Annotated in this window: 21 protein-coding genes and 1 riboswitch; of the genes, 13 read left to right on the top strand and 8 right to left on the bottom strand. The window is 33.7% G+C overall.

Annotated elements, in window-relative coordinates:
• The 6 genes from lysA to uvrD all read left to right on the top strand — a co-directional run bounded on the left by lysA (position 1) and on the right by uvrD (position 7,025).
• Positions 1-1,254, top strand: coding sequence for a diaminopimelate decarboxylase (lysA, locus tag J3U23_RS07725; protein WP_065733836.1), 1,254 nt, complete (start codon positions 1-3; stop codon positions 1,252-1,254).
• 106 nt (positions 1,255-1,360) lie between these two features.
• Positions 1,361-2,185 carry a diaminopimelate epimerase gene (dapF, locus tag J3U23_RS07720; protein ID WP_065563132.1) on the top strand — a complete coding sequence of 275 codons (825 nt, stop codon included), beginning with the start codon at positions 1,361-1,363 and terminating at the stop codon, positions 2,183-2,185.
• Between the two features lie 48 nt (positions 2,186-2,233).
• Positions 2,234-2,968 carry a DUF484 family protein gene (locus J3U23_RS07715; RefSeq protein WP_065733837.1) on the top strand — a complete coding sequence of 245 codons (735 nt, stop codon included), beginning with the start codon at positions 2,234-2,236 and terminating at the stop codon, positions 2,966-2,968.
• Positions 2,969-2,977: 9 nt separating this feature from the next.
• The gene (gene xerC, locus J3U23_RS07710; protein ID WP_267338936.1) at positions 2,978-3,901 is read left to right on the top strand and encodes a tyrosine recombinase XerC; all 924 of its coding nucleotides are present in this window, start codon (positions 2,978-2,980) and stop codon (positions 3,899-3,901) included.
• Positions 3,901-4,614, top strand: a complete 714-nt coding sequence (gene yigB / locus J3U23_RS07705) for a 5-amino-6-(5-phospho-D-ribitylamino)uracil phosphatase YigB (RefSeq protein WP_267330632.1) — start codon at positions 3,901-3,903, stop codon at positions 4,612-4,614. The genes xerC and yigB overlap by 1 nt, the downstream gene beginning before the upstream one ends.
• A 182-nt stretch (positions 4,615-4,796) precedes the next feature.
• Positions 4,797-7,025 carry a DNA helicase II gene (gene uvrD / locus J3U23_RS07700; protein WP_065733840.1) on the top strand — a complete coding sequence of 743 codons (2,229 nt, stop codon included), beginning with the start codon at positions 4,797-4,799 and terminating at the stop codon, positions 7,023-7,025.
• Positions 7,026-7,088: 63 nt separating this feature from the next.
• On the opposite strand, the gene cyaY is transcribed toward uvrD, so the two are convergent.
• The 6 genes from cyaY to J3U23_RS07670 all read right to left on the bottom strand — a co-directional run bounded on the left by cyaY (position 7,089) and on the right by J3U23_RS07670 (position 10,325).
• Positions 7,089-7,397 carry an iron donor protein CyaY gene (gene cyaY, locus J3U23_RS07695; protein ID WP_065733841.1) on the bottom strand — a complete coding sequence of 103 codons (309 nt, stop codon included), beginning with the start codon at positions 7,395-7,397 and terminating at the stop codon, positions 7,089-7,091.
• A gap of 91 nt (positions 7,398-7,488) precedes the next feature.
• Positions 7,489-8,007, bottom strand: a complete 519-nt coding sequence (locus tag J3U23_RS07690; RefSeq protein WP_065733842.1) for a surface-adhesin E family protein — start codon at positions 8,005-8,007, stop codon at positions 7,489-7,491.
• Positions 8,008-8,778: a hypothetical protein gene (locus J3U23_RS07685; protein ID WP_267337416.1), complete on the bottom strand. Its 771-nt coding sequence runs from the start codon at positions 8,776-8,778 to the stop codon at positions 8,008-8,010. It lies immediately after the preceding gene.
• Between the two features lie 79 nt (positions 8,779-8,857).
• Positions 8,858-9,472 (bottom strand): thiamine diphosphokinase, encoded by a 615-nt coding sequence (locus J3U23_RS07680; RefSeq protein WP_267338935.1) that lies wholly within the window; start codon positions 9,470-9,472, stop codon positions 8,858-8,860.
• Between the two features lie 21 nt (positions 9,473-9,493).
• A complete protein-coding gene (gene rimI / locus J3U23_RS07675) occupies positions 9,494-9,949 on the bottom strand; it encodes a ribosomal protein S18-alanine N-acetyltransferase (protein ID WP_065733845.1) in 456 nt (151 codons plus the stop codon).
• On the bottom strand, positions 9,924-10,325 hold the full coding sequence (locus J3U23_RS07670; protein WP_267338934.1) for a DNA polymerase III subunit psi: 402 nt from the start codon (positions 10,323-10,325) through the stop codon (positions 9,924-9,926). Before J3U23_RS07670 ends, rimI begins: the two co-directional genes overlap by 26 nt.
• A 93-nt stretch (positions 10,326-10,418) precedes the next feature.
• Between J3U23_RS07670 and rsmC the strand changes: the two genes are divergently transcribed.
• Positions 10,419-11,453, top strand: a complete 1,035-nt coding sequence (gene rsmC / locus J3U23_RS07665) for a 16S rRNA (guanine(1207)-N(2))-methyltransferase RsmC (RefSeq protein WP_416379886.1) — start codon at positions 10,419-10,421, stop codon at positions 11,451-11,453.
• A 41-nt stretch (positions 11,454-11,494) separates the two neighbouring features.
• On the opposite strand, the gene hemN is transcribed toward rsmC, so the two are convergent.
• Both hemN and yihI read right to left on the bottom strand, forming a co-directional pair.
• Positions 11,495-12,865, bottom strand: coding sequence for an oxygen-independent coproporphyrinogen III oxidase (gene hemN, locus J3U23_RS07660; protein WP_370632605.1), 1,371 nt, complete (start codon positions 12,863-12,865; stop codon positions 11,495-11,497).
• Between the two features lie 240 nt (positions 12,866-13,105).
• Complete coding sequence (gene yihI / locus J3U23_RS07655; RefSeq protein ID WP_065733847.1) at positions 13,106-13,570, bottom strand: Der GTPase-activating protein YihI; 465 nt, start codon at positions 13,568-13,570, stop codon at positions 13,106-13,108.
• Between the two features lie 162 nt (positions 13,571-13,732).
• Here yihI and coaA point away from each other — a divergent pair, with 162 nt between their 5' ends.
• From coaA to J3U23_RS07625, 6 genes are all read left to right on the top strand, one after another.
• Complete coding sequence (gene coaA, locus J3U23_RS07650) at positions 13,733-14,668, top strand: type I pantothenate kinase (RefSeq protein ID WP_267330625.1); 936 nt, start codon at positions 13,733-13,735, stop codon at positions 14,666-14,668.
• A gap of 16 nt (positions 14,669-14,684) precedes the next feature.
• Complete coding sequence (locus tag J3U23_RS07645; protein WP_267338933.1) at positions 14,685-15,140, top strand: DUF1090 domain-containing protein; 456 nt, start codon at positions 14,685-14,687, stop codon at positions 15,138-15,140.
• A 146-nt stretch (positions 15,141-15,286) separates the two neighbouring features.
• Positions 15,287-15,331, top strand: a riboswitch (PreQ1 riboswitch).
• 4 nt (positions 15,332-15,335) lie between these two features.
• A complete protein-coding gene (gene queF, locus J3U23_RS07640) occupies positions 15,336-15,809 on the top strand; it encodes a preQ(1) synthase (RefSeq protein WP_065563118.1) in 474 nt (157 codons plus the stop codon).
• A 16-nt stretch (positions 15,810-15,825) separates the two neighbouring features.
• Positions 15,826-16,503 carry a 7-cyano-7-deazaguanine synthase QueC gene (gene queC / locus J3U23_RS07635; protein WP_255305740.1) on the top strand — a complete coding sequence of 226 codons (678 nt, stop codon included), beginning with the start codon at positions 15,826-15,828 and terminating at the stop codon, positions 16,501-16,503.
• A 38-nt stretch (positions 16,504-16,541) separates the two neighbouring features.
• Positions 16,542-17,213 carry a 7-cyano-7-deazaguanine/7-aminomethyl-7-deazaguanine transporter gene (locus tag J3U23_RS07630; RefSeq protein WP_267338932.1) on the top strand — a complete coding sequence of 224 codons (672 nt, stop codon included), beginning with the start codon at positions 16,542-16,544 and terminating at the stop codon, positions 17,211-17,213.
• Between the two features lie 261 nt (positions 17,214-17,474).
• Entirely contained in the window at positions 17,475-22,580 is a 5,106-nt protein-coding gene (locus J3U23_RS07625) for an alpha-2-macroglobulin family protein (RefSeq protein ID WP_267338930.1), read from the top strand.
• Positions 22,581-22,636 lie beyond the last annotated feature (56 nt).

Raw genomic sequence — 22,636 nt, 5'->3', positions numbered from 1 at the left:
ATGAAATTTTTACATTATTGTAATGGTCAGTTATTGGCAGATGACGTCGCTATCTCTGATCTAGCAAAGCAATATGGAACTCCGTTATATGTCTATTCTGCTGCTCATATGACAAAACAATTTCTTGCTTATCAGCAAATTCTTCAAGATAAGAAACATCTAATTTGTTATGCAGTTAAGGCTAACAGTAATTTATCGGTTTTAAATTTGTTGGCTAAACTTGGTGCCGGTTTTGATATTGTCTCGCAGGGTGAATTGGAAAGGGTGCTAAAAGCAGGTGCCGAACCTAGAAAGATAGTTTTTTCTGGTGTCGCAAAATCTATTGAAGAAATCAAACGTGCGCTTGAAGTTGGTATTAAATGTTTCAACGTTGAGTCGGAGGCGGAATTATATCGTATCAACGAAATTGCTCAACAATTAGGTAAAATTGCAACAATTTCATTAAGAATTAATCCTGATGTGGATGCCAAAACCCATCCCTATATCTCAACAGGATTGCGTGAAAATAAATTCGGCATAAGTTATCAATTAGCCCTTGATGTATACCGCAAAGCGGCTAGTTTAAATCATATTAAGATAGTTGGTATTGATTGCCATATTGGTTCTCAATTAACAGAATTATCGCCATTTTTAGATGCTGCTGATAGGATTTTAATATTGGTTGACAAACTCAAAGCAGAAAATATTCACCTTGAACATATTGATTTAGGTGGTGGATTAGGGGTCTGTTATGAAAATGAAACACCTATTTCTGCATCCACACTTGCTTCAGAGTTACTTGCGAAATTAACCAATTATGCTGATCTTGAAATTATTTTTGAACCAGGCCGCTCAATTGTGGCTAATGCTGGTTTATTAATTACTAAAGTTGAATACACTAAACATCAAGATGGTAACCATTTTGCTATTGTTGATGCGGGAATGAATGATTTAATTCGACCAGCTCTTTATAAAGCTTGGATGCGAGTTTTACCAGTCAGAGAACCCAAAAGTTCTGATAAAAAAGAATGTTACAATATCGTTGGACCAATCTGCGAATCTAGCGATGTGTTAGCTTATCAACGAGAGTTGTCCGTTGAACAAAGTGATCTATTGGTTATTTGTAGTGCTGGTGCCTATGGTTTTAGTATGGCGTCAAATTATAATAGTCACCCACGTCCAGCTGAAGTTTTGCTTGAAGGAGGAAAACAACATAAGTTAATTCGAAAACGTGAGACGTTTGATGATTTATGGCGTGGTGAATTAGTATTATAATCTTTTAAGAGTGTGTGATGCGATGGACTCATTCGCTTGGCAAATAAAGCGCTTTATTAATTAAACTTAATTAGAGTAATAGGTAATTAAAAAAAGGTAAGCAAAGATGAACTTTTCTAAAATGCATGGATTAGGTAATGATTTTATGGTTATTGATGCACTAACGCAAAATGTTCATCTTTCGAGCGAATTGATTAAACGCATGTCAGATCGCTATACCGGTATTGGCTTTGATCAGTTACTTGTTGTTGAACCACCTTATTCGCCAGAAAGCGATTTCCACTATCGCATATTTAATGCAGATGGTTCAGAAGTGGAACAATGTGGTAATGGTGCACGTTGTTTTGCTCGTTTTGTTCGTTTGAAAGGGTTGACGAAAAAACGTGTTTTAAAAGTAAGTACTATGAAAGGTAATATTGTATTGACGGTTAATGATGATGAAACCGTACGTGTTAATATGGGAACCCCTATTTTTGAGCCGAGTAAAATTCCTTTCAAAGCCATTAAAGAAGAAAAAACTTATATTATTCGTGCACAAGAACAAACAGTTCTGTGTGGCGTTGCTTCAATGGGTAATCCGCATTGTGTTATTCAGGTTGATGATATATTAACAGCTCAAGTATCAACGCTTGGTCCACTGTTAGAACAACATGAACGTTTTCCTGAGAAAGCAAATATTGGTTTTATGCATATTATCGATCGAAATAATATTAATTTGCGCGTATTTGAACGAGGTGTTGGTGAAACACAAGCTTGTGGTACTGGTGCTTGTGCGGCTGTCGCAGTTGGTATTAATCAAGGACTCTTAAATCCACGAGTAAATGTTAATTTACCTGGTGGCAAATTAATTATCGAATGGAAAGGCAATCAGCAACCCCTTTATATGACTGGACCAGCAACACATGTATATGATGGTTATATTTCAATTTAATAACTGATGTAATTTAGGATTTGATACTGAGTACGATAGAAATAAATTATGGTCATTAAAAAAACACAGACAGTTAAATATAAGCCTCATCGTCGACAAAAAAACTTTGTCAAATTGAATGATGAAATGGTCAGTCAGTATATCATTGATAATCCTGATTTCTTCATTCGTAATGCTGCTCAGATTGAACGAATGCGTGTACCACATCCAGTTCGCGGAATTATTTCGTTACCTGAATGGCACATGGCTAGACAGCGTAATAAAATTAATCAGTTAGAGTCTGAAATTACCATGCTAATGGAGCATGCTAGTGCTAATGAGCTGCTTTTTAATCAGTTAATGAAATTGCAATTCGACTTAATTAAAGCAAAAGATATTGATGAATTAATTGTATCTTTAAAAAATTGGGCTAAAGATTTAGGGCTCAATGGTGCTTATTTATATCTTTTCGATGATAAATGGTTACTTAGTGCGCCATCTAGCTATCATCATTTAGCCTTAAATTCATTACAATTTGATTTTATTCGTGTTCGTCATCTACAGTATAGTCAATTTTATTTAGGTCAATTAAACACAACTGAATTAGATTTTTTATTACCGCAGCATGGTTATGTCGGATCAGTTGCATTATCATTATTTGGTCAATTTGGGGACCTCGGTCTTTTGATGTTTACTAGCCCAGATCCACAACATTATCAAGTTGGGCAAGGAACTTTGTTATTAGAGAAAGTTAGTGAGATATTACCTATTTTGATTGAAAAATGGATTATGCGAAGAAAGTAAGGAACGATGATGGCTAAAACTAATCCAAATTATTCCACTTTATTAGCTGAGCCGGTTGAGCATTTCTTAAACTATCTAAAATCAGAAAAACAACTTAGCCTAAACACACAAGTTAATTATCGCCGTCAACTTTATGCCATTATCGATTTAACCAAAGATCTGGATATTGAAAAATGGCAAGCTATTGATTCGTCAGTTGTACGATTATTAATTAGCAGAAGTCGGCAAACCGGTTTACAAGCAAGAAGTCTCTCCTTACGATTGTCTGCACTGCGAAGTTTTTTCGATTGGATGGTGAAGAATGAAATGATTTCCGTCAATCCTGCTCGAGGTGTAGTTAACCCTAAATTAGGCCAGCATCTTCCTAAAAATATCGATATTGATGAGGTTAATCAATTACTAGATATTGAATATAACGATCCATTATCTGTGCGCGATAGAGCTATGCTCGAAGTTATGTATGGTTCTGGATTACGTCTTTCTGAATTAGTTAACATTAATTGTCGAGAGCTAAATTTAAGGGAAGGGGAAGTCCGGGTAATGGGAAAAGGTAATAAAGAACGGAAATTACCTTTAGGGCGAGAATCTGTAAAATGGATTGAATATTGGTTAACCATGCGAAATGAATTAAAACCGCAGGATGATGCACTATTTATTTCTAAATTGGGGAAACGAATTTCTCCTCGTAATGTGGAGAAACGATTTGCTCAATGGGGTATCAAACAAGGATTAAGTTCACATGTTCACCCACATAAACTACGCCATTCATTTGCAACGCATATGCTTGAATCGAGTGGTGATTTGCGAGCAGTACAAGAATTACTAGGTCATGCTGATTTATCCACTACACAAGTTTATACTCATCTGGATTTTTCACATTTATCGGAAGTTTATGATTCTGCTCATCCACGAGCTAAAAGAGGGAAAAAGTAATGCATTTTTATCGTTCAATTGACTGCATTAAAGCGATCACTTTCGATCTAGATGATACTCTATATGATAATAGTATGATTGTAGATAAAGCTGAAGAGGAAATGATAAAAAATTTACAGAAATATGAACAGTTTCAAAATTTAACATTAGATTTATATTTCCAAGAAAAAAGTTTGGTGCTCTCAATCAATCCGGAAGTTTATCATGATGTGATAGTTTGGCGGATAGATACTATAAAATCTTTATTGAATAGAACCAATATACCCGTATCTCAACATTCTCAGATAATTGATGGTGCGGTAGATTGTTTCAATGTTTGGCGCCATAAGATGGTTGTTCCTCAATCAACACATACTTTATTAACTAAACTAGCAAAAAAATATCCATTAGCTGTAATTACTAATGGTAATGTCGATGTAAATAAAATCGGATTGGGAGACTATTTCCAATTTTCTTTACGCGGTGGACCGGATGGACGTTCAAAACCATTTCCAGAAATTTTTGATTTGGCTGCAAAAAAATTATCCATACCCAATAAATATATATTACATGTCGGCGATAATTTAGAGACTGATGTTAATGGCGCCATTAATAACGGTTATTTATCGTGTTGGATAAATATCTTTGAGCAAGATATTTATCATCTTACTGATGCAAGGTGCCTACCTCATATTGAGATAAGCCGATTGCTAGAATTAGATAATCTGTTATAATTATCACATATGTGTATAAAAAGACAGTACAGTTAGATGTAAATAAGATTTGCATTTACTACCTGTCTTTATTTTTTTAATAGACTCACCAATAAATATTATAAAGAAAATGGCAATTTTAAAAAGATTCAATATATCAATAATTAATAGTGGTTTATGTAATCGGGATGGGTTAACACATAATGGACATTAAGCAATCATTATTAAAAGACCTTAACACAGAACAACAAACCGCAGTAGTTACAGATAATCAATATACTATTGTACTTGCAGGTGCCGGAAGTGGTAAGACACGTGTACTTGTTCATCGAATAGCTTGGCTTTGTGTTGAGAAAAATTATTCATCGGGTTCAATTTTTGCGGTGACTTTTACCAATAAAGCTGCTGCTGAAATGCAGGAAAGAATTGAATCGTTAGTTGGTGAAAGATATTTAAATGGAATGTGGGTTGGTACCTTCCACGGTTTGACTCATCGCTTATTACGCATGTTTCCTCAACAAGCTAACCTTCCAGATAATTTTCAGCTTATTGATACAGAAGATCAGATTCGACTTATCAAGCGAATTTTCCGAGAACTTCAAGTAGATGAAAAGCAATGGTCAGCAAAAGAGTGTGCTAATTATATTTCTGCACAAAAAGAGAAAGGATTACGCGCTAAAGACTTGCTGCCAGAAGATCCAAAACAAGTAATGTGGCAAGTGATCTATCGTGATTATCAAGCAATTTGCGATAAAGTTGGCTACGTTGATTTTTCTGAGTTAATTCTGAGAGCTTATGAATTACTTTGTAGAGATGAGAATGTTTTAGATTATTGCCGTAATCGCTTCTCAAATATTCTCATTGATGAGTTTCAAGATACTAATAAAATTCAATATCGATTCGTACAAAAATTAGCGGGTAATACAGCTAATATCATGATTGTTGGTGATGATGATCAGTCAATTTATAGTTGGCGTGGTGCTAATGCCGATAATCTTCAATTATTTATCAATGATTACCCCGATACTGAAATTGTTCGCTTAGAGCAAAATTATCGATCCACAGGGTTTATTTTAGATTCTGCAAATAAATTGATTGCTAACAATAAAAATCGGTTAGGTAAAAATTTATGGACCGATAGTGGCGATGGTGAAAAAATCTTGCTTTACAGAAGTTTTAATGATGCTGATGAGGCAAGATTTGTTGTTGGTCAAATAAAAAAATTGCATGAGCAAGGTCAAAATTACTCTAGTTGCGCGATTTTGTATCGTAATAATATTCAATCTCGGATTTTTGAAGATACATTAATGCAAAATGGCATACCTTTCCAAATTTATGGCTCGATTAGATTCTATGAAAGGCAAGAGGTTAAATTGTCTCTTGCTTATTTACGTCTATTACATGACCATAACAATGATATGGCATTTGAAGCCACTATAAATACGCCAACTCGTGGTATAGGCCAAGTTACTTTAGATAAAATTAGACATTTTGCTAAGCATAAAGATATGTCGTTATGGGATGCTTGCTTAACGTTAATTGAAAAGAAGGGGCTTTCTGATAGACAACTTACAGACATAAATCGATTTATCCATTTAATGCAATCGATTCACGCTGAAGTTAATGACTTACCTTTTTATAAACAATTAGAGAAGATTATTACATTATCAGGTGTCTTGCGAATGTATGAACAAGAGCCGGGTATTAAAGGTCAGGCAAGGTTAGAAAACCTTGAAGAGCTTGTTTCTGCAGCTGAGCAATTTTACCGTGTCAATCAAAATACCGTGATTGAGGATGCTGAAACAGGTAAACCTTTAACAATTTTAGAATCATTCTTATCGGTTACATCGCTTGAAAGTCGTGATGTGGGTACTGACCAAGATTCTGTTCAACTGATGACGCTACATTCAGCAAAAGGATTGGAATTTGACAATGTCTTTATTGTAGGCTGGGAAGAGGGTATCTTCCCTACCCAACGTTCTATTCAAGAAGTCGATAAAATGGAAGAAGAAAGACGTTTAGCTTATGTTGGTATAACGCGAGCAAGAAAAAACTTAACGCTTTCATTGACAGAACAAAGACGACTCTATGGTCGAGAAGAACGAAATTTACCTTCTCGTTTTTTAGATGAGTTGCCAGTTGAAAACTTAAATGAAACTTATTACCAAGGTAGTTTTTCTTCATTTGGGGGACGATCTGGTTACCAAAATAAAGATGATGAGTTTTATCAAGAACGTAAAAAATCTTATTCTAAGAAGAAAAAGGAAGATGATGGTTATACGTTAGGTAGAAAGGTTAAACATAACCGTTTTGGTGAGGGATCAATTATCAATCTTGATGGTGAAGGTGAGCATAGGCGAGTTCAAATCGCTTTCGTTGATGTTGGTATTAAATGGTTAGTAATAAAATTAGCAAATCTGACATTATTATAAATGCCATCTACCTAAATAAAATAGGCGCTAAATATTAATTTACCGCCTATTTTTTTATGAAAATTATTCAGCTTGTTCTTCTACGGCTTGGGTAAAAATATCTTCAAATGTTTGATCTGATCGATTACAAATCCATTTGTTGTTAATAAAGTCAAAATGATAACCTTGTTTTCTTGTTGCTAACCAAACTTGAAATAAGGGTTCTTGTGTATTAATGATAATTTTACTGTTATTTGGAAAGCTGATATTAATAACATTACCATTAGTTTCGTAATCTAAATCGATATCATGCTCATCAGCATAATCATCAAGGTATGATTCAATTTGATTAAAAAGTTGATCAGTTAGAGTATGAAATTGAGTGACGTTCATATTGGTGTGATTATATTGAGCAATTAATATAGGAATAGTAGCATAAATAGAAAGACTCCGCCACAGCTAGGTGGCGAGAGCAAATTAAGTGTTACTGGTTGAGAGGTAATGAACAAGCCATTATTAATAATTTATAATTATCGTCATTTTTTTCGGCTCGCATCCAACGGCTTGGAATATTAATATTATTAATTAATTTACCCTCTGCGAAGTTTTTTTCAACAAGATCAAGTTGTCCTTTAGCAATTTCTTTTTTGTCACAATTAGCGTAATAGTTAATGACTATAGTGCGATAGGGTGTTTTCACATTATCTATGTTTTGTACTAATGCAGGAGTATAATTGATCACTTCTTTAAAGACACGAATTCGAGGATTATATGGGTGTGACTTTATCGATTTTTTATCAAGGAATGAATACCCAACCTTATTATCTTCGTCAGTTTTAGAAATAGGTGCAAATTGCTCACCGATTCTAGGATTGCTCAACATTTCCTCAACTTCTTTTGCTTGAGTGGCTTTCTCTTCTTCAGTAAGTTGTGGCTTTTCATCTGTTGCATGGCTTATAGTTGCAAAAGAAAAAAGAATTAGGACTAAGCATAATTTTTTCATTTAAATGTTATCTCCCTCTTTTGAGCTCTTGCCTTCACTTGATTCTTGAGTTGCATTATTTTTCTCTTGTTCTTTTTTTAATTTAGAAGCTTCGATCTTTTCTTGCTGCTCTTTTCTTATTTGATCATCAAATAGCTTTATATCTGGACGATCTTTATAAAGAATATCTTTCTTTAAATCGCCTTGAATAGAACAAAGAACTCGATTTTGGTTGTTGTCTAGGTTTTCTAAATATAGTGATTTCTCAATTGTCCCAAGTTTTGGCACTACACCATCAATTGAATAGAGATTATCTGTCCACTCAGGGGATTTAGCATTACGATCATAAATTTTAGCATTAGCAATATAAACATTTTCATTATAACTTGACCATTTTATATTTTTTAATGCATTAATAATTTCTTCTTGGCTATTATCAAAAATAAAGCCCCAATAATAATATTTTCCAGATAAATTTGTTGGAATATATATGTCTTGGTATCCCGTAATAGTTAACCCACGATATTTAAGTGGTTTTTTAAAAATAACTTTATTTTTATCTTGTTGATAAATGGATTCTACAGGAATGAATGTCACATTATCTTTTGTGGTTAAATCAACGTATTCGCTAAATGTTTTTTTATTTTCAGCTAGATTTTGGAAAAATTGATTATCACATGCAAGAAAAGTATCAACTATCTTATCTGTTACACTTGCTTTATTGTCTTGAGCAAAAGCTATGCAAGAAACGAGCGAAGAACAAGCAATCACAGTAAGTTTTTTGAAAAGCATGGGTTGTTCCTTTAAAAAAGCGATAATAGAATGTAACCATATTGTAAAGCAATGTAAGTTGATGTCAATCTAAACAGTTTTAATTTTGAACAAAAATCAGTAAATCACCAGCACTAAAAGAGATTTCGACAGTGTCATTAATCGCTTTATTACGTAAACTAGTAAAACTACCTAAAGATAGAGTTTGATTATGTAATGGGTATTCAAAACCGGTTATAGTCAACCCTGTAACTTTGGATAGAGGCATTAATGAAATAATATGGTATTTAACATGATGGATAATTTGATGGTTAGTTGCGAAGAAAAAGTGACAATAATCATCATAAAACAGCATTTTAAATTGTTGATGATATTGCATAGCAACCGATAAATTACCTAGAAAGTGGTCACTGGATCGTCCTGATGCACCATATATGGTAAATGATGTGACTCCTTTACTATTTAAAAACAACAACGCTTTTTCAAAGTCAGTTTTAGATTGATCTGGCGTATGAATGATTTGGGTTTTATCGGGAATTGTCATTGTGGAGTTAATGCTATCTAAATCACCGATTATAAAATCTGGTTTAATTGAAGATTTAGATAGATAACTATGATATGCACCGTCAGTACATGCGATATAATTATAATTACCTAAATCGGTAGGTAGATTTTTAGGTGGTTCGCCATTTACAAATAACAGTGCTGTGAACATTATTACTCCCATTAAAACATTTTATAACGCTAAAGTATAAGCCATAATAATTGCATCTTCTTTATTACCATCGGTGGTTGGGTAATAATTTTTTCTAATCGTTATTTGATTGAACCCTATTGAGTGATATAACTCAAGTGCTGGTGCATTTGATTTTCTTACTTCTAACCATATTGTCGAAATTTTATTTGGCATTGCCATTAAATCATCAATCAACTGGTTTAATAATGTTTTTGCTAACCCTTGATTCCGGTATTTAGGATGTATGGCAATATTAAATAAACTTGCCTCATCAGCTACCTGTTGGCAAATACAAAAGCCTACAATTTTATTATCAACGGTTATTTTAAGGTTTAAATAACGTTCTCCTTGATTTGAAAAGAAAGTCTCTTTAGACCAAGGAATAGGGTAGCATAATCGCTCTAACTCATAGGCTTCTGCTAGATCTTTTTCATTTAGGATGGAAATCGTTTTCATATTCACATAATTGTAGCCAAAGCTGTCGCTTTTGTTGTGGATCTTTAGCTAGCGAAACTAAATCGCTGGTTTTAATCGTTAATTTATTTTGCCATTTTTCATGGCTTTTTATGTCAATAAACCAAGTTACAACTTTTACTTCATCTGCCGGTATTATTAATTGCGAAGGCGTAAGAAATAAAACTTGCTCTTCAGTTAACTCAATGGCTTTTAAAATATCATAATAAATTTTTTGAGTTGGTTGCTTTTTAGCAATGACGATTAAACGAATTTTATCGTCGATATGTGTAGCAACTTCACCTTGAAAAACGGCAGAATTGCGTAAAACATATTGGGTAATATCACATTGCTTTAGATACCAATCAGTTGCTGTCATTGTCGGATTACTGTTTTTATTAGGGATTAAAGAAAGTTAATTGTATAATCTTCGCTTCAATTTATAAAGGTTTTTCATTGAGGCATTATGGCAATATCCGCATTTACTCCTGCTAGCCAAGTACTTGAACGTCATCAATCCTTTTTTGATGATAAAAATATTCTTATTGCAGGTGATATCCAAGATAATTACCCAGCTGTTATATCAGCTAATTTGGTTAAGATTCACTGCTCGCAGTATCACACATTTTTAAATTTTAAACACTCGAAACGAGCTGAAAGCACCAATTTTTCGCTCTATCCTGACGAGTCTTTTTATAACAATGTTAACACACTCATATATTATTGGCCTAAAACTAAGAGTGAAGCGCAATTTCAGTTATCATTTTTATTAAATAATATGCCTAAAGAGAGTGATATTTTTATTATTGGTGAAAATCGGACTGGTGTAAAAAGTGTTGAAGGATTATTAGCTGATTTTGGCTCTATACAAAAAATAGATAGTGCAAGGCGATGTGGTCTGTATCATTTTCGTGCTGATAGCCGTTTAGCTTTTGAACTAAAAGAGTGGTGGCTAAGTTATCATTTAACCATTGAAAACCAAGATATCGAAATTAAAAGCTTACCCGGTGTATTTAGCCAAAAAGGATTAGATGCGGGTAGTGAGCTTCTGTTAAATGCATTGATGGAACAGAGTGATATTATTAAAGGTAATATCCTAGATGTAGGCTGTGGCTCAGGCATATTATCAACAGTTTTAGGTAAGTTATATCAAGATATAAGTTTAACATTAACCGATGTCAGCAGTATGGCGTTAGAATCAAGCAAAGCTACGTTAGCTTGTAATAATCTTTCTGCAAATGTTATTGCTAGTGATGTATTTTCAGATATCAACGATAAATTTCACTTAATCATCTCTAATCCACCTTTTCATGATGGTAAAGAGACAAGTTATACTGCAGTAAACAAACTGATTAAAGAGGCTAAAAAACACTTAAAATTAAATGGTTATCTTTGTATTGTGGCAAATTCATTTTTGCCTTATCAATCGATTTTGGATGAAACCTTTAAAAGTGTTGAAATTATTGCCCAAACAACAAAATTTAAAGTCTATTTAGCCAGTCATTAATAAGTAATGATAATCAAATATTCATGCGTGAGTAGAGTGAACTAGATCACGCGTGAAAATTGATGTTGTCGAACCAATCGTCGCATATAAATATCAAAACACATACAAATATTTCGAATAAGCAAATGCCCTTTAGGTTGGACAACGATGCTATCTTTACCAATTAAGACTAAACCATCTTGTTCCAATGGTGCTAATAGTTTTAAATCTTCAGTAAAATAGTCATCAAATTTAATCGCATAAAGTTGTTCAATTTGTTTTTTATCAAGGTAAAAATGGCAAATAAGTTGCTTAATGATGTCTCTTCTTATTTTGTCATCTTGATTTAAGGTAAATCCTTTCCATAAACCATTACCTTGTTGTTTAACTAAAGTTTGATAATTTTTTAGATCTTTATGGTTCTGTGCATAACTATCACCCAACATACTAATAGCTGACACACCAAGACCCAATAAATCTGAATCTCCTTTAGTTGTGTATCCTTGAAAGTTACGATGCAATTTATTTTCCTGTTGAGCAATAGCCAACTCATCGGTTGGTTTGGCAAAATGATCCATACCGATAAATTGATAACCGGCTTGAGTTAATTTTTCTATACTAGTTTGTAAGATCTTTAATTTTTGATTAGCGTTAGGTAAATCATAATCTTTGATTTTACGTTGCGCAGCAAAACGACTAGGTAAATGGGCATAATTAAAAACGCTTAATCTATCGGGTGAAATATCAATAACTTTATTTAAAGTTTCGGTAAAACTTTCAACGGTCTGTTTAGGTAATCCATAAATTAAATCGAGGCTAATTGATCGAAAATTATTTTTTCGTGCTTGAGCAATCAACGAGCGGATTAAATTTTCATCTTGTTCTCGGTTAATTAGATTCTGAATTTCATGATTGAAATCTTGAATTCCCATACTTAACCGATTAAAGCCTAGTTCAGAAAGATGATCGATTGTTTGTGTACTGATTTCTCTGGGGTCTATTTCAATTGATAATTCAGCATCTTGAGTAAAGTTAAAGTGTTGCCTGATTGATGTGATTAATCGTGTCATTTCATCATCAGTCAAAAAAGTAGGCGTGCCTCCGCCCCAATGCATTTGGCTTACAATACGATTTTTGAATAATTCTGACCGTTTAGCAATTTCAATATCTAGTATATCGAGATACTGGGTAACTTTATGGGTTTGCCGGGTAATAAGTTTATTACAACCGCAAAAGTAACAAAGTTTATGGCAAAACGGAATGTGGACATATAGTGATAATGAACGTTCAGGATAACGTGTGGCAGCTGAAAGAAAGTTTTGTTCAGTGAACTGCTCATTAAATTCAAGCGCAGTTGGATATGAAGTATATCTTGGGCCGGAATAGTTATACTTTTCTATCAACGCTTGGTCCCATAGCTGAGATTGAATCATATTGTGTTTATTTAATCCTGCTTTTGACATTGTTGTTTCCATCACATTTTGCTTTACTACGCTTTTTAATTTGCGCTTTAATTTTAATACGATTGATTTTTTTCAAATACAATAATGTGCAGATAAATAATCCCAAATATAAACCGAGCATAATAAATATTGGCATGGTTAATGACTCTTTATTGACATTATTTGGAAAATGAAATTATAAATTTCTAGTTCATATTAAATAAATCTAACTTAATTACGTTTAAGTAAGCTGACAATATCTTCTTTAGGCTCTTCTAACTCGTCATCAAAATCATTATCTTCATAACCTAATTGTTTCATCAGTTGATCAATGCGATCTAGTTTATTATCAAGATAAGATTGTTGTTCATTAGTCAATGTTTTGCCTTGCTCAACTAAATCAAGTAAATGGTCAAGTTTAGTATCATTTTCAAGCTGGTCTAATTCTTGTTCTGGTGTTAATTTGACCTTTTTAGGTTGATTAACTTTTATAATTGGATCATCCGTTTGCACTAATGAAATTGGTTTTTTACTACCAATTCGCGGATCTTTAATGATATTTGACGTTTTTTTATTGTTTTGTTTGCCGTTAAAACGAGAACCACTAGGTAAACCTTTATGTTTACGTTTGCGCTTAAGTTCTCGAGACTCTTCATTAATCTCTTGACGGGTTTTTTTCGATTTATTTTTTAACATACAATCTCAATTTAATATCTGGTTATAAATTTACTTAAACATATTTTACCAGCAAGTCATTAATATAGCTATGAGCAGAAGTTAATGCGAATTTATGATTGTAAAAAAATAGATTTAGTATAATCTGAGCCAAATAATTTTTAAATATTGAGCAAATAAAACATGAAAAATCATTTGAGCCCTTATATGCAATTTACCCGACAAGAGTGGGCTGGCTTGCGTAATGCGGTACCGATGACTTTAACTGCTGAAGAATTAACCTCGTTACAAGGAATTAATGAAGATTTGTCTATGGATGAAGTAAGTGAAATTTACTTGCCTTTATCTCGATTACTCAATTATTATATAAGCAATAGTTTTAGCCGTCAGGCAGTCTTATCAAAGTTTCTAGGTAAAAGTCAGAAAATACCTTATGTTATCGGTATTGCTGGTAGTGTTGCTGTTGGTAAAAGCACCACAGCTCGTGTCTTACAAGCATTATTAACTCGTTGGCCGGAACATCGTAAAGTTGCGTTAGTAACGACCGATGGCTTTTTATATCCCAATCGTTATCTTGAAGAACGTGGTATCATGAATAAGAAAGGATTTCCTCAATCTTATGATATCAGAAAGTTAATTAATTTTGTTGCTGATGTAAAGTCAGGTCAGTCAGAAGTTAAAGCACCCGTTTATTCTCATTTGGTTTACGATATTGTTGAAGACGAACAGATTACTATCGACAGTCCAGATATTTTAATTCTTGAAGGATTAAATGTTTTACAAGGCACCATAAATTATACACAGGCTAACAATCGGGTGTTTGTTTCCGATTATGTAGACTTTTCAATATATGTCGATGCACAATTACCCTTATTACACGATTGGTATGTGAATCGATTTTTAAAATTTAGAGCTGGGGCATTTAGTGATCCTAACTCTTACTTTAACCACTATTCTAAGCTTCCCGAGGAAGAGGCTGTGAATATTGCTAACCGCCTTTGGCGAGAAATTAATGAATTGAATTTGATCGAAAATATCCTGCCAACACGGGAACGAGCAAGTTTGATTTTAACCAAAGGTAAAGATCATAAAGTAGATTGTGTTCAATTAAGAAAATAAACTTAGGGGAATCAATATGAAATCAGCAATTAGGTTATTAAGTAAGTTAAGCATTATCACTTTCGTTACTGCATTTTCTGTAAACAGTTATGCAACAAATAATGATGAATACCAAGGGTTAAATTGTGACGGAAAAAAACAAGCAATCCAAACTAAAATAGATCAAGCTAAGAATGCTAATAATGCTAATGAAGTTGCAGGTCTTGAAAAAGCACTTCAAGAAGTTAATACCAATTGTAAAGATGAAACATTAGAAGAAAAATATAAAAGATTAGTGGTTGAAAAAACTAAAGATGTTACTGATAAAACTAAAGAATTAGCAGAAAAGACTAAAGAATATGCAAAAGACAAACTCAATGCAAATCAAGATAAAATTGATGCATTAAAAGCTAAATTAAATGATGCTGAAAAAGAGTTATCTGATGCTAAAGATAAACTTGCTGATTATTACAAACAAATGACTAGCAAATAGAGTAAAGTTAAATGCAAAAAAGTGCCTTCCTCAACTTTTTTGTTAGATAAGCACCATTAATCGAGCGTTAATGGTGCTTTTTTATTGATAAAAGATAATGTGCTTAAACTAGACTTTTCTGCCTAAAAAGAGTAAGGTGTGCGCCTTATTACGTGGTTCGTGAACCTCCCACGCTAAAAAACTAAGGAAAATTTAATGAGCAACATTACACTACTTGGCGACCAATCTGTTCGCTATCCAACTGACTATTGTCCAAATATTTTAGAAACCTTTGATAATAAACACCCCGGTAATGATTATTTTGTTAAATTTAATTGCCCGGAATTTACCAGCCTTTGTCCTATCACTGGTCAACCTGATTTTGCGACGATTTATATTTCGTATGTCCCCAATATAAAGATGGTGGAAAGTAAATCGCTCAAACTCTATTTATTTAGCTTTCGTAATCATGGTGATTATCATGAAGATTGCATTAATATCATTATGAAAGATCTGATTAAATTAATGGATCCTAAATATATTGAGGTTTGGGGGAAATTTACACCACGTGGTGGTATCTCTATCGACCCTTATGCTAATTACGGTAAACCTGGTACTAACTGGGAACAAATTGCGCTTAATCGTTTAGCTAATCACGATCTTTATCCTGAAAAAGTCGATAATCGTTAATTTTTTTCGTACACAAATTAAATCGGAACCGTTAAAAATGCAAAATCGTAAAGCACTAGTGATATTTTCTGGTGGGCAAGATTCTACTACCTGTTTACTGCAAGCCATTGCTGATTATGGGCGTGAAAACGTTGAAACAATCAGCTTTCAATATGGTCAACGACATGCCATTGAGCTTGAAAAAGCCAAATGGATTGCTGACGATCTTGGTGTAAAGCAAACCGTCATTGACACTTCAGTGATTAAACAAACGACTAATAATGCCTTGATTGATGACTCGCAAGAGATTAAATCAGCCCAAGAAGGGGATTATCCCAATACCTTTGTTGACGGGCGTAATATGCTATTTTTATTGTTAGCTGGGTGCTATGCCAAACAGCACGGTATTAAAGATATCATTATTGGGGTATGTGAAACCGATTTCAGTGGTTATCCGGATTGTCGAGATATCTTTATTAAATCCATGAATGTTTCGATGAATTTAGCCTTGGATTACACGTTTAACATCATCACCCCATTAATGTATCTGACTAAAGCGCAAACATGGGAAATGGCTGATAAACTCGGTTATCTTGATTATATCCGGCAACACACTCACACTTGTTATTATGGGGTAGAGGGGGGATGTGGTAAATGTCCAAGCTGTATCCTTCGAGATAAAGGTTTAACTCAATACCTTAATCAATCAAATTAACACTGGGTTCACTCACCCCATTAAAAAAGGAAAAACTTATGTATCTGAACACTAATTCAGAACAAACGAGCAAATTTACTCATACTCAACAAATGAAGGCTCTTGGCTGGCTTTCGTTTTTTCATATCTTAGTTATTGCTTCGAGCAATTATCTGGTACAAATCCCATTTGATATCTTCGGTTTTCATACCACATGGGGAGCATTTACCTTTCCATTTATCTTTTTAACCACCGATTTAACCATTCGGGTATTTGGTGCTAGTCTTGCCAGAAAGATTATCTTTGTAGTGATGATACCAGCATTACTGTTCTCTTATTCCATTTCGGTTGTGTTTTTTGAAGGGCATTGGATGGGATTTTCAGCTTTATCTGATTTTAACAGTTTTGTTTTCCGTATTGCTTTAGCCAGTTTTGCCGCTTATTTAGTCGGGCAATTGATGGATATCACCGTGTTTAATTATTTACGTAAGAATAAAGCATGGTGGGTTGCGCCTTCGGCGTCAGCGGTGTTAGGTAATGGTATAGATACTATTGTCTTTTTTGCCATTGCCTTTTATCAAAGTAGTGACGAATTTATGGCCAATCATTGGATCGAGATTGCCGCAATTGACTATAGTTTTAAAATTTTGATTTGTGGATTATTCTTCTTACCGCTTTATGGCATTATTTTGAATTTCATTTTAAAAAAACTGCTTATAAAATCACTATAACAACCTGATTAATTACTTAATTATTCGGAATAATTGTTAATATTTAGAGCTTATCAGCGTTATGATAAGTTCTAAATGCTAAAACCCCTCTCAAAAACCCCGTTCCTCAACTTTTTTTACCAATTTAAAACATTTAATTATCTCAAAAAAAATTAAAAATATTGATAAAGATTCTTTGCTAAAGTTTTTGTGAAAGTGCATAATATAAACAAAAAAATAAGTAGTATTTTTATCAGGAATAGAAAGGATTTAGGTGAAACAATGAGATTGATAAAACACTTAGCTGTGTTGGGTTTGTTTTTGACGTTATGCGCTTGTGATAATCAAAAAGATAAATCGACAGATTCAGTAAGTAATAATAAAACTGAATTAACTACAAATAATACCAGTAATACCAGTAATACCAGTAATACCAGTAATACAACGCATGATTCGAGTACAAATTCGCAATCTCATAACCCATTTAATCCAACACCTGAACTAATCGAAAAATATAAAGGTAAAAATCTAAAAGTTCTCGATAGTTCAGAATTAATCATTGATGGTTCAAGCACATTAGTCGTGACGTTTTCCGTTCCTCTCAATCCGAAATTGAATTTTTCAAATTTATTAAGATTGGTTGACAAAGAGAGTGGTGTGGTTGATGGCGCTTGGGAGTTGTCTGATAATGGCCTTGAATTAAAACTTCGCTACCTTCAGCCAAATCGTAAATTGGTTTTAACTATCGATAAGATGTTATCAGCGATTAATGATAGCCATTTGTCATCTGTTTATGAAGCTCAAATAACCACCCAAGATCGCCAACCTATGGTTGGTTTTGCTAGTACTGGATTTTTATTACCAAGTAAATCCATGAGTGGATTGCCGATTAATACGCTCAATGTTGATAAAGTTGATATAAACTTTTTCAAAATTAAGCCAGAAAAATTACCTATTTTGCTTGATAATTATGGTTTTATTGATATGTTGTCAATTTGGCGTTCGCAAAGTATGAGTGAATATACTGATTTAGTTTATTCTTCAAGATTTGATCTTAATCCTAGACCGAATGCTCAAGAAACCATTATCGTTAACCTTTCTACAGTTTCTGAACTTAATCAAGAAGGTGTTTATATTGCGGTAATGAATGAAGCGGGTACTTATAATGAATCAAATCCTGCAACAATATTTTCAATAAGCAATATCGGGGTTTCATATCATCGTTATGATAATGGTAAATTATCAGTAACGACTCATGCGTTAGATAACGGTAAGCCACTAGCTAATATTAATTTAACATTATTATGCGAATCTAATAATAAGCAGTGTAAGAATATTAAGGCAACGACAGATAAAGATGGCTATGTTGAAATCGATGGCAACAACAAGGCATATAGCGTATTGACTGCAACCGATGGCGAGCAAACTTCATTTTTGATGGTTAATCGTGCTGCGCTTAATTTAACTGATTTCAATTTATCGGGCAAACCTTTCTACCAAAAACAATTATTTGTTTTTGGCCCTCGTGACCTTTATCGTCCGAACGAAACCGTCTATTTTAATGCACTATTACGTGATGCAGATGGACAGCCATTACCTGATCAACCAATCGTCGCTGAAGTGTTTTCTTCTAATGGTCGAGTTGTCAAAACTTATCAACTAAAAAGCAGTGTGAATACCAATGGTTTATATCAACAACAATTTGTTATCCCCGCTGATGCAGCAACAGGTAATTGGTTAATTCGTTTCAATTTAGGTGATGATAACTATCGTCAGTGGAATTTCAAAGTTGAAGAATTTTTGCCAGAACGTATGGCGATGGAAATACACAGTTCATCTGATGGTCCAATTCTAAAGAGTGAAGATGTTTCTTTTGATATAAAAGGTTGGTATTTATATGGTGCGCCAGCATCCGGTAATCGCTTAGATGCTAATCTTTATTTAAAGAAAGTTGATACCATTGCGGGATTAGATGACTTCAAAATTGGATCAGCTACTGAAGAAAATCCATATCGCGAACTTGATTCTTTAGAGTTAAAGTTAGATAGCGATGGTTTAACTGAAATTAATATTGAGAATAATTATTGGTCAGGAAGCTCATCACCTCTAAAAGTCGTTTTACAAGCTAGTTTGCTAGATTCTGGTGGTAGACCAGTTACGCGTTACGCAACACAAACTATTTGGCCTGCACCTAAATTGCCGGCAATCCGAGCATTATTTGAAAACTCAGAATATTATGATTGGAATAGCGATAATTATTTTGAGCGCCCAACTGTAGACATAAATAGTAATGCTGAATTCGAAATCGCTTATGTTGATTTGGATGGGGAAAAATTAGGTACAAAATCATTAAAAGCTAGACTAGTTCGTGAGCGTAATGATTACTATTGGGTTTGGTCAGAGGAAGACGGTTGGCGTCAAAGTTCCAACTCGAAGGAATTTGTGGTTTCTGAAGATCAGTTATCTATTGAGGCAGGCAGTACCACAAAAATAGCCTATCAACCTACTGATTATGGTGCTTACCGAATTGAAGTGGTAGATACAAACAGTAAAGTCGTATCAAGTCTCAGATTCTGGGCTGGTTATGATTGGGAAGATAATACTCATGGTACTAAATCTGTACGCCCAGACCAAGTTAAGTTAAGTATTGATAAACCATCTTATAATCCTGGCGATGTCGCTAAAGTTAATGTTCAAGCACCTGTAGCTGGTTCTGGTTATATTTCTCTCGAAACCAATGATGGAACCATTTGGAAAAAAGCCATTACGGTGGGTGAAGAAGGTTTAGATGTCGAAATTCCTATTGAAAAATGGGGGCGACATGATATCTATATTAGTGCTATGATTATTCGCCCTTCGACTGATGCTTCCGTGCAAACAGTTAAACGAGCAATTGGTTTACTCCATTTACCAATTGATACGTCTAATCGTCAATTAAATGTGACAATTGATACACCGGTACAAGTAGAACCTGAAACTGTTGTGCCAATTAAAATTAAAATGGATAAACCATCTGTCCAAAAAGATAAAAAAGTGACTGTATTGGTTTCAGCTGTTGATTCAGGTGTTTTAAATATTACTGATTATGTCACACCCGATCCTTATGCTTGGTTTTTAGGACGTAAACGTTTTAATGTAGATTTTAACGATGTCTATGGCAGCTTAATTGAAGCTACTGGTCGTAATGTAAATATGAGCTTTGGTGGTGATGCGATGGGCGCTGGCGGTAAAAAACCGTCAAATGAAGTTCAAATTGTTGCGCAACAACTCAAAACCATTCAATTAGATGATAATGGGGAAGGTGTGATTAATTTACCTTTACCTAATTTTAATGGTGAGCTACGTATAATGGCTCAAGCATGGGATGATAATCGTTTTGGTAAAGCTGATAAAAAAATGAAGGTTTCAGCTCCGGTTATAGTTGAATTATCAACTCCTCGATTCTTATCTGGTGGTGATCGCGCTGTATTAGCGTTAGATCTTCATAATTTGACAGATAAAACACAAAATATGAAAGTTGAAGTATCGACTAATGGTTTGATTCATCAAAATGAAGCCAAAACGATATCAGTCAAACTTGATAGTAAACAAAAAGATATCATTCAAATCCCTGTTATTGCAGATTATGGTTATGGTACTGGTTCGGTAACGATAGCGGTCAAAGGTATTTTACTTGAAGATAATTCTGACACTAAAATTGAAAGATCATGGTCAATTGGAGTAAGGCCTGCATATGCCGGAACAACGAGATCTTATGTGTTAGCACTAGATGCCAATGAGAATTGGGAATTACCAAACGATGCATTAACAGGATTAATTGATAACACTGTTGAAGGGCAATTGGTCATTTCTAATCAGCCGCCGTTAAATATTGCTCAATATATCAAAGATTTATTTGCATATCCTTACGGTTGTTTGGAACAAACAACGAGTGGTTTATTCCCATCATTATATGCTAATAGTAAACAACTCGCAGAACTAGGTATTAAAACTGATTCAGATGAGAAGCGTCGTGAAAAAGTGCAATTAGGTATTTCACGTATCTTATCAATGCAACGAAGTAATGGTAGCTTTGGGCTATGGAATAGTCATAGTGAAGAAGAGCATTGGTTGACAGTTTATGCAACAGATTTCTTGTTGCAAGCTAAAGAACGAGGTTATCAAGTTAGTGATAAAGCGCTTGATTCAGCAATGACACGTCTAGGTCAATATATCTATGATACGTCTGCATATAATAATTTTGGTTATTATGGAGATTCACGTAGTTTTGAGTTTTCTAAGTTGTCAATTAAAGCCTATGCATTAATGGTTTTAACTAAACAAAATAAAGTTACCTCAGCAATGCGTAACGAGATAAATTATTTATCAGACAAGATAAGTAATGATAAGTCATTTATCTATTCGCCATTACCTATAGCTCAACTAGCGGTTGCTGCTAAATTAAATGGTAATCAAAATGTTTATGAAAAATTATTACCTTTAGTTTTTAGCACTTCGTATCAATACAATAATCACTGGTTTGGTAATTACGGTAGTGAAATACGTGATGAAGCATTAATTCTATCTTTATTAATAGAAAACAAAATAGCTCAGAATAAACAAGGTACTTATCTGTATAATTTATCAGATTTATTAAACAGTAAACGATATTTCTCAACTCAAGAATTAAATTCATTGTTTATTGCTGGTTGGTCATTAGAACAGCATAGAAGTGGTAATAAATTTAAAGTATCAGTGAATGGAAAAGTTAATGAAGTTGATTCAGTATTTTCTCATTCATATGATTTTGATAAATTAACCCAAGGATTATCGATTGATAATTCAGAATCAGATGAGCCACTATATGTTAAGTTCTCTGTAACAGGTTATTCTAAAACACCTCCAGCGCCAACCTCAGCTGATGGTTTCTTTAACATCAGTCGTACGTATTATGATTTGCAGGGTAATAAAATATCACCAGCAGATTTAGATGTAGGTTCTATGATGGTTGTGGTTTTAGATGTAATAGCTAAAGAACAAGTTCATGATGCGTTGGTTGTTGATTTCTTACCAGCTGGTCTAGAGCTTGAAAATCAAAACCTTTCTAATAGTAGTGTGAATTTATCATCAATTCCTGGTATAGCTAAATTAATGGGAGATGATGATGCTAGTAATATTAAATATCAAGAATATAGAGATGATAGATATGTTGCCGCTGTTAACATTAATAATTATGTGGGGCGCAATAAATATCGAAAACGTTTAGTGTATTTAGTTAGAGCAGTAACTACTGGCGATTACATGATTCCTTATCCTTATGTAGAATCTATGTATCGTCCAGACCGTTTTGCTATAGGACAATCACCTGATTTCATGACTATTTCAAATCCTAAGCAGGAAGAAAATTAATTAGATATTAATATACGTTACTAATTATTCCGCCAATATATTTGGCGGAATTTTTA

The organism is Gilliamella sp. B3367 (assembly GCF_026536825.1).
Lineage (GTDB): Bacteria > Pseudomonadota > Gammaproteobacteria > Enterobacterales > Orbaceae > Gilliamella > Gilliamella apicola_E.
The sequence above is the reverse complement of the archived record's forward strand: the minus strand, read 5'-3'. Positions and strand labels throughout refer to the sequence as shown.